The organism is Paraburkholderia sp. (assembly GCF_034668105.1).
GTDB lineage: Bacteria > Pseudomonadota > Gammaproteobacteria > Burkholderiales > Burkholderiaceae > Paraburkholderia.
Genome location: NZ_JAXDPY010000133.1, coordinates 1 through 8238, shown reverse-complemented (window position 1 = coordinate 8238; position 8238 = coordinate 1). Strand labels below are relative to the sequence as shown.

At 60.2% G+C, this 8238-nt stretch carries 8 protein-coding genes; 2 read left to right on the top strand and 6 right to left on the bottom strand.

Translation table 11 applies throughout. The features are described 5' to 3' along the window. Nucleotides 1-144 precede the first annotated feature (144 nt). The 3 genes from QOC89_RS06335 to QOC89_RS06325 all read right to left on the bottom strand — a co-directional run bounded on the left by QOC89_RS06335 (nucleotide 145) and on the right by QOC89_RS06325 (nucleotide 2926). On the bottom strand, nucleotides 145-609 hold the full coding sequence (locus tag QOC89_RS06335; RefSeq protein WP_323044243.1) for a hypothetical protein: 465 nt from the start codon (nucleotides 607-609) through the stop codon (nucleotides 145-147). A gap of 126 nt (nucleotides 610-735) precedes the next feature. Next, a complete protein-coding gene (locus QOC89_RS06330; RefSeq protein ID WP_323044242.1) occupies nucleotides 736-1299 on the bottom strand; it encodes a peroxiredoxin in 564 nt (187 codons plus the stop codon). 289 nt (nucleotides 1300-1588) lie between these two features. After that, nucleotides 1589-2926, bottom strand: coding sequence for an EAL and HDOD domain-containing protein (locus QOC89_RS06325; protein WP_323044241.1), 1338 nt, complete (start codon nucleotides 2924-2926; stop codon nucleotides 1589-1591). A gap of 295 nt (nucleotides 2927-3221) precedes the next feature. Here QOC89_RS06325 and QOC89_RS06320 point away from each other — a divergent pair, with 295 nt between their 5' ends. Further along, nucleotides 3222-5036: a sensor domain-containing phosphodiesterase gene (locus QOC89_RS06320; RefSeq protein WP_323044240.1), complete on the top strand. Its 1815-nt coding sequence runs from the start codon at nucleotides 3222-3224 to the stop codon at nucleotides 5034-5036. Nucleotides 5037-5127: 91 nt separating this feature from the next. Further along, nucleotides 5128-6585, top strand: coding sequence for an HDOD domain-containing protein (locus QOC89_RS06315; protein ID WP_323044239.1), 1458 nt, complete (start codon nucleotides 5128-5130; stop codon nucleotides 6583-6585). A 36-nt stretch (nucleotides 6586-6621) separates the two neighbouring features. Here the strand turns inward: QOC89_RS06315 and QOC89_RS06310 are convergent, their stop codons facing one another. From QOC89_RS06310 to QOC89_RS06300, 3 genes are all read right to left on the bottom strand, one after another. Beyond that, complete coding sequence (locus QOC89_RS06310) at nucleotides 6622-7038, bottom strand: TolC family protein (protein ID WP_323044238.1); 417 nt, start codon at nucleotides 7036-7038, stop codon at nucleotides 6622-6624. 158 nt (nucleotides 7039-7196) lie between these two features. Further along, on the bottom strand, nucleotides 7197-7736 hold the full coding sequence (locus QOC89_RS06305) for a hypothetical protein (RefSeq protein ID WP_323044237.1): 540 nt from the start codon (nucleotides 7734-7736) through the stop codon (nucleotides 7197-7199). A 172-nt stretch (nucleotides 7737-7908) separates the two neighbouring features. Beyond that, nucleotides 7909-8238: hypothetical protein (locus QOC89_RS06300; RefSeq protein ID WP_323044236.1), on the bottom strand; the 330-nt coding region annotated here is incomplete at its 5' end.

The following is an 8238-nucleotide window of genomic DNA, read 5'->3' as shown; positions in this document are numbered from 1 at the left end:
CTTATCTGCCTTGCACACAAAAAATCAGACACTCCCGGTGCCCGCCCCGCACAGGGGCGACGCTAATAGACCAATAACAAATCAAGGAAAGGCCAACGCCGCAGGTATACAACCCAAAACCGCCGAGCAGGCAAAAAACCAAATCTAAAGCCCCTGCCGCACGGCAAGCAAAAAAATCCTTACCCACTGCTTAGCCTGCCGCTCGCCCGCCATGGGCAAAACCCAAACCTGACGCTTAGCGTCCTTAACCTTCAAAGCGACCTGCCATTGAGCATCATGGCGCTGCACCTCAGCCCCCAGCAGATCAGCAAAAATATAATCCCCCTGCTCGCCGGCGAGGCGCACCTCACATAACCGCTTGCCTGCAGCAAGCCGGACCGACCCCCAGGTCCCCTTCAACTCATGAGTCCAATCGCCATCGCGAACATTAGGCGCGACTTCCTTCCGACGCCGCCACCAATAAACAACCGCGGCAATCAAAAGCAAAACAACCAGAACAGCCACCCCAACCGCAACGGCCAACCCAAATGCCGCCTGCAAGGCATAAAACGCCCGCACGGCGCCATACACCAGCGCGATCAGCGCAATCAACGCAACAAGAATCGGCATCGCAAGCTCGCTAGACAAAAAATCAGCCTAGCACGGCGCAGCCCCAATCCCATGGCAAAAAACCATTGCGAAAAATGCGCAGCCGCGCGCGATAAGCGCCCCCCGCGCGACGGGCAGGCCAGCTCCTTACGGCGACTTATGCGTCGCCGCCCATTCCTTCACCGCCTTCAGCGTGTTCTCAACATGCCTCTCCGGGGAAAGGCTCGTGTACTCGTAAATGATCTTGCCATCCGGAGCGATCACGTACGACACGCGATTGGCCATCGAGCTATGCATCGGCATGCCGGCGTCATATGCGCCAATCACCTTCGAATCAGCATCCGCCGCCACCGGGAATTTGCTGCGGCATTCGCTCACCGAAAACTTCGTCAAGGTGTCGATGTTGTCGTGCGACACGCCAATCACGGTCGCGCCATATTTCTTGTACTCGTCGACGGCGTCGGCAAACTCGTGAGCTTCGATCGTGCAACCTTTCGTGAACGCCGCCGGGTAGAAATACAGCACCACCGGCCCCTTCTTCAGCTCGTCGGAAAGCGAATACGTGTAGCTCTTGCCACCCAGCGAAGCCTGCGTGGTGAACGGCGGCGCAGCATCGCCCGGCTTGAGCGTGGCCGAGGCCGTCAGCGAATGCATCGCGAATCCCACCGACAACACGGCAGCCAGCGTCACCGGTACAAGTTTTCTCTTCATTTGCAGTCCCTCGAAACGTCCGTGCACGTGATTGGCACAATTAGCCGAAGGTCGCCGCGTCCACTCGGCCTCCAGCATCTCCATCCGCTATTGGACCACGTACAGACAAAATACGTCAGAACCTGCAGAAAGAATGCGACCGGGGACCCGCGCCCGCAGCGTCGTGATACAACGACCGGACAACGCCCGGGAGCCGGCTTGCGAGCCTGCGCTACCAGCCCCATCCGCTGCCACAACAAAACTCCGGCAAAGCGCGGAGCAACCCGGCGGCATCTCAGCCCAACTCCCCTCAGACGACCGCTTCCTGGATATGGGCGCCAAACCACGCCGCAGCCGACAGGTTCAGTTCGGCCAGCACCTCGGGCGTAAGCGCGGCGAAACCGGTTGGGACATCGGATCCCGCGGCGATCAGCGCGGCATCGGCGCCCTCGCCGGCTGCTTCGGCAATCCGCAACAAGGCGCCAAGCCGGCCACTGCGCGTGACAATCGCCTCGCGAATCTGCGGCGCAAGGCCAAGTTTCTCGAGGGCAATCGCTGGCGTAGTGCCGATCACCACGTGGACCAGAGAAAAAATCCCGGTCATGAAGGCGGCATCGGCGAATTCGCTATCGGCCGGGCGCAGCCAGCTCGCGGCCAGTTCCATGAAGCGCGAGCGCGTGCCCGCCAGTTGCACCAGCGGATCGGCGCGCCACGGCAGATCGGTGCGGTCGGCGTACAGCAGCAGTTGCGCCCAGCGCGCGATCTGGCGCGTGCCGGTGGCGATGATGGCTTCGCGCAGCGAAGCGATATTGCGCCCCAACCCGAACGCGCTCGAATTGACGAGTCGCAACAGTTGCACCACCACGCTCGGGTTCAGCTTGAGCTCCGCCTCGAGCTCGACAATCCCGGCATCGCGCGACAACAGCGCCAGCAAACGCAGCAGGCCGGGGCGCGGCGAACGGTTGCGCGGCGCGGCCAGCACCTGCGGCCGTGCGAAAAAGTACCCTTGGAACAGATCGAAGCCGAGCTCGCGTGCCAGCACAAAGTCCTCGCGTGTCTCGACCTTTTCCGCGATCAGCGTCTTGCCATGGCCGCGCACCGTCGACGCCAGCTCGGCAAGCGTGGACCGGTCCGTCTGCAGGAAGTCGATCTTGACGATGTCGGCATGCGGCAGCGCGGCAAACAGCTCGTCCGACAGTTCGCACACGTCGTCGAGCGCCACCTGGAAGCCGGCGCGGCGCAACTCGGTCAGCCGGCGGCCCAGATGCGCATCGAACCTGACGGTTTCGAGAATCTCCAGCACGAAGCGCTCAGGTGGCATCAGATGGACGATGTCGTTAAAGAGCAGCGCGCGGTCGATATTGACGAAGCCACGGTGCGGGCCCAGCACGGTCGCCACGCCGATTCCGCCGATCGCGCGCGCCACGACCTGGGCGGTCGCCTGAGCGTCGTTGGTGACCTCGGCATAGTTATGCGCGCCGGCGCGAAACAGCAATTCGTAGGCATTGAGCGCGCCGTCGCGATCGAGAATCGGCTGGCGGCCCAGATAGACGAACTGCGCCCCGGACGCGGAATCGGCATCTTCGGCACATTGCTCGGGCACCTCGACGTGCCGGGGGGCGGCCCTGGCAAAGTGGCGTTCAGACATGGATCATCGGTGCAAGTGTTCGGAAAGCTACGCAGCGACGTCCTGGCCGACACTGCACAACGGGTTTGACGTATTAACGGATGCCAGGCCGTCGCACTTTAACTGAATCGGTCGCGCCACGCGCTGGACCACCCCCCCTTCTTTACCATTTGTTTTTTACCGCCGGCGCTAAAGATTTCGCGCCGCGGGTCGTTATCCTGTTCTGATGGGGCGGCCTGATACCTCTTACCCGCCCGGACACGGCGGGCAGCGAGCCGCCCCGCCTGCAGACGAACACAGGTTGCCAGCGACAAACATGGAAGCGAACAGGATCATCGCGCCCCGCCGGGGCTCCTTGCGCACGGTCATCGACCGGTTTCGTGCGTTCGGCCGGCGTGCCCCCGGCAAACCGCAGCCAGGCGCAAGCCGCGCTGCGCAGCTGGAACAGGTGGTCGGCGCCGTCGATCTGCTGGCGCACGTCGATCAGACGCTGCGCTTCCTCTATGTATCCGATGCCAGCCTGCGCTTCATCGGCTATCACCGGGAGTATCTCGAGACCATCACGCTGCACGATCTCGTGGCACCCGCCGATGTGCCGCGGCTCGACGCGCTGCTGGCGCGCGCCGCCTCGACGGGCAACGTCGAAAAGGCGACGCTTGGCCTCATCAAGTCGCTGACCTACCCGATCACCGTCGAGCTGCGCGTGGTGCGCAGCAGCCACGACGGCGTCGACAGCTATGCGGTCGCCGGCTTCGACGTATCGGCCTGGCACGCTACCGAGGAACGCCTGATCCAGGCGCTGCATCTGGACCGCCTCACGAATCTGGCCAATCAGCCGGCGCTGATCCCCGCGCTGCTCGCGGCGCAACAGCAGGCCGACGCCCACGGCACCCCCGCTGCGCTGCTGCTGCTCGACCTCGACGACTATCAGCGCGTGAACCGCGCGCTCGGCTACGATGCCGGCGACGAGATGCTGCGCGACACCGCGCGGCGTCTATTGAACATGACGAGCCCGAGCGAAACGGTGGCGCGGATCGCCAGCGACGAGTTCGCGATCCTGATCAAGCCCGCCGCGAGCCGCACCGACGCGGCCGCCGCGGCCGAAGCGCTGGCGCGCCGCCTGTTGACCGCGATCCAGCAACCGTATGTGTTCAGCGGCCAGCAGGTGCATCTGTCGGCGAGCATCGGCATTGCGCTATACCCCGATGTGCGCCACGCCAACGATAACGCGGCCCACGACACCCACCTGCTGCGCTGGGCCGATCACGCGTTGCTGCAGGCCAAGGCGGCCGGCGGCAACACGCTCGCCTTCTACGTACCGGACGACAACCCCGCCGACGCCGAGCGCCTGAAGCTCGAAGCGGACCTCTACGACGGTGTGCGCAACGGCGAGTTCTCGCTGCACTTCCAGCCGATCACGAGCAGCCGCACGCACGGCGTGGTCGGTGTCGAAGCGTTGATCCGCTGGTCGCATCCCGTGCATGGCCTCGTTCCCCCGTCGATGTTCATTCCGCTCGCGGAATCGATCGGCCTGATCAACTTCCTCGGCAACTGGGTGTTGAAGGTCGCCTGCATGCAGCTGATCCAGTGGGACGCGCGGGGCATCTCATTGCAATACGTCGCCGTCAACGTGTCGCCGCAGCAGTTCCGCGATCCGCGTTTCAAGGACAGCGTGCGCGAAGCGATCGAGTTGACCGGCATCGATCCGCGCCGCCTCGTGTTCGAGATCACCGAAAGCCTGCTGATGCACGACCCGGCACACGCGAAGGGTTTGCTCGAAGAACTGACGGCGATGGGCATCCGCTTTGCCGTCGACGATTTCGGCACCGGCTATTCGAGCCTCGCTTACCTGCAACGTTTCCCGCTGGCCAAGCTCAAGATCGACAGGAGTTTTGTCGAGAATCTGCTAACCTCCCGGAACGATCAGGCAATCGTTAGCGCGGTCGTCGGGCTCGCGCAGACACTCGATCTCGAACTGGTTGCCGAGGGCGTCGAAACAGAAGCGCAACGCACCATGCTCACCGAGATGGGATGCGACCATATTCAGGGGTGGCTCGTCTGCAAGGCGCTGCCCTCCGACGAACTCGCGCAGCGGTTCGAAGCGCGCACGCTTCATCTGCACACCGCATAGCGATGCAGGCGAACCTCGCGTCCAGCGGAAGATACCGGCTCGATGCCGGCGTGGCATTCATTGGAACATGTATGGTTTTTGCGGGACTCACATGGTAAAGGCGGCGGTGCTCGACCGGCTTTGGACGCGTATGAGCGAGCGTGGCGATTTCCCCATGCTGTCGCAATCGCTGCGCACCACCATGGCGGCAATGAACAACGACGACCTCGATTTCACCGGCCTCGTGCAGGTCGTGCTGTCGGATTTCGCGTTGACGCAAAAAGTGTTGCGGCTCGCCAACTCGGCCATGTATATGGCGTTCGGCGGCAATATCACCACGGTGTCGCGCGCCCTGATGGTGCTCGGCATGGACGCGGTCGGCCATCTGGTGGTCGGCCTGAAAATCGTCGATCACTTTCATCACAGCGCGCCGCGCCGCATCGACGCGAAACTTGAATTGAACCGCACGCTGCTGTCGGGCTGCGTCGCGCGCAAGCTGACCGAGCGCGGCGATCTGCGTGCCGGCGAAGAAGCCGTGGTCTGCACGCTGATGCGGCAGATCGGCAAACTGCTGGTGGTGTTCTATCTCGACGCCGAGTGGGATCAGATCCGCCGGCATATCGAAGACGGCACGATCGAGACCGATGCCTGCGTGCTGGTGCTCGGCGTGACGTTCGACGAGATCGGCGCCGAAGCCGCGGTGCGCTGGCGCCTGCCCGACATGATCCGGTCCGGGATGGGCGAGTTCGATCCGCTGGACGTCGAGCAGCCGCGCCAGGTGCAGTGGCTGCGCGCCATCACCAATTATTCGACTGCTGTGGCCGACGTGCTGACCCAGCAGAACATGCCGGACTGGGAGCGCGAAGAACGCATCGCCGGACTGGCGCAGGCATACAGCCACGCGCTGAACACCGATCCGGACGTCCTGCAGCAGATGAGCATCGCACTCGCCCGTGAAGAAGGCGGCGATGGCGTGATGGCCGAAATCGTCGAGCTGCGCGCCAATGCGGACGCGATCGCGCGCGAGGCGCTCAATCCGGAAGCGCGCATCGCGGCGGGCGTAGGCGATCTGCGCGGCCTGCCGAACGGCAGCGCGCTCGCGCCGGCGTTGGCGCTGGCTGCGGAAACCGTGTTGGCGGCGCTCGGCTTCGCGCGCACGGTGGTGTTCGTCAAGCACAGCAACGGCACCTTCCGGGCGCGTCTCGGACTCGGTCCGAAGATCGACGCGGCGCTGCCAAAGCTGACCTTCAACACCGCCTTCGAACCCGACGTGTTTCATCTCGCGGTCGCGAATTCGGTCGGCATTTTCATCGAGAACGCGCGCGACCCGAAAATGATCGCGCGATTACCCGAATGGTTCCGCCGCTCGTTCGACGACGCCCGCGCTTTCGTGCTGCTGCCGGTCGTCGACGAAACCGGTCAGACGGTGGCGCTGTTATATGGCGACTGGTCTCATACGCAGGAGGCGCGCCGAATAACGCAGAAGGAAATGAGCGCGTTAAATGAATTGGCGAGGGAGTTAGGGCGTTTTTTTGGTCTGGGGCAGATGCAGGAAATGGAGACGATGTGAAGACGTGGCGTGATCGTTGATCACGGTGCTTCACAGTCACCCGTTTTGTATTTGCCCTAAGTCGAGTTTGCCCAGGCTGGCCGCGAGACTCAGGCGCGCAACGTACCAGTCGGCCAACGTTGCGATACGCTGATGGTTGGCGACAACAAGCGCGTCTTGCGCGTGCAGCAGTTCCATGATGTTCGCCACCCCGATCCTATAGCGCGCCTGCGCTGCATCGAACGCCAGGGCGGCGTTCTCCTGCAGGGCTTCAGCTTGCTGCACGGTTTGTGCGCCAGCCCGGACCGCTTCATAGCTTTTCCAGACATTCAACGCGATCTGCTGTTCGGCCTCGGCGACGTTCGCTTGCTGAAGCTCCGCTTGCGCCCTCGCCTCGCGAATCCGGTAAGTCGAGCCGAACCCTTCGAAGAACGGAATGGTGACCCGCACGATCAGATAAATAGCGCGCCTCATCCGCCATTTTACGCCCCAATTCCTCATATATTTTTGCGGAATCTGCTTCGGCGTTTTTTAATTGGCTTAGGGCGGCCCCAATAGCCGAAGACCCGGCGGTCCAGAAATCCGCCGCATTACCCTGAATAAATTTTTGAAGATCTACAAAATCACCTCTATTAATAGCATACATTTTTTACCCCAAACCACGCTTTAATTTGAAAAAAGATCAACATCCATATTGCCGCGTTAGCAAACAAATATCCAGGAGCGATGATCGCCATCACCAGCCGACTGGATGATATAAGCATAAACCACCCACCAGCCGCCGGGGGAGTTGATATCAACCAAGTCCCCCCTACAAACATTAAAAGACAAAAAATTAAACCGAATTTCTCTTTGATCGATGCGGCCCGCAACCTTTCTACCGAAACCGGCTTTTCAAATTTACAGAAACACAATAAAATTCCGAAAAACATTCCAAGATAGACGCCTGGTCCGAAACTTGAAAATAGCGCACACGTGTAATTTTTAGATATATCCAAGCTACGAACTATCGGAACACTCCGACCAACCGCGCATAACCACAAAGCAATTCCTTCGCTCTCGTGAATTTTCCCTGGAAATAACAATCCGATCATGAAAAGCAATCCACCGAATGCGTAAATGATCACACGCACGAGCTTGATCGGAAAAATTGGCATAAAGATGCAATTCACCGACTCTCCGACAAAAAATTCATTAAGAGCATCAATTTTTCACCTTACCAGACTCGACATAAAATCAAGGCATCAAGTTAATTATTTAATGAATCCGATATATAATTAAAAAAGAAACACGCCTACATCGATTTTTATATCGAATATTTATTATTTGAAATGTCATTCACATTCACCTCCCGCCTCTAAAGAGACAAACAAACTTCGCAGCGATCCAATACGTTGCAAGCACTACCGTACCAAACAGAATAAATTGCATACCTACAACCGCAACCCAGACTACCGGCCAACTCGTGGCCAGCTGGCCCTTCAAACTTAACGCTGCGTTACTTGAGTTTGGTGTTGTTATTATTGCAATAATAACCATCGCACCCAGCATACCAACCAGCACGCTTCCAATTCTTATTCCTTTCGACAGAACAACCCCAGATGATCCGGTAACACGAAGGTTATACATTGACTCATACTTCCTCCCGTCGATCGCCCCGCCTGAGTTTTTTCT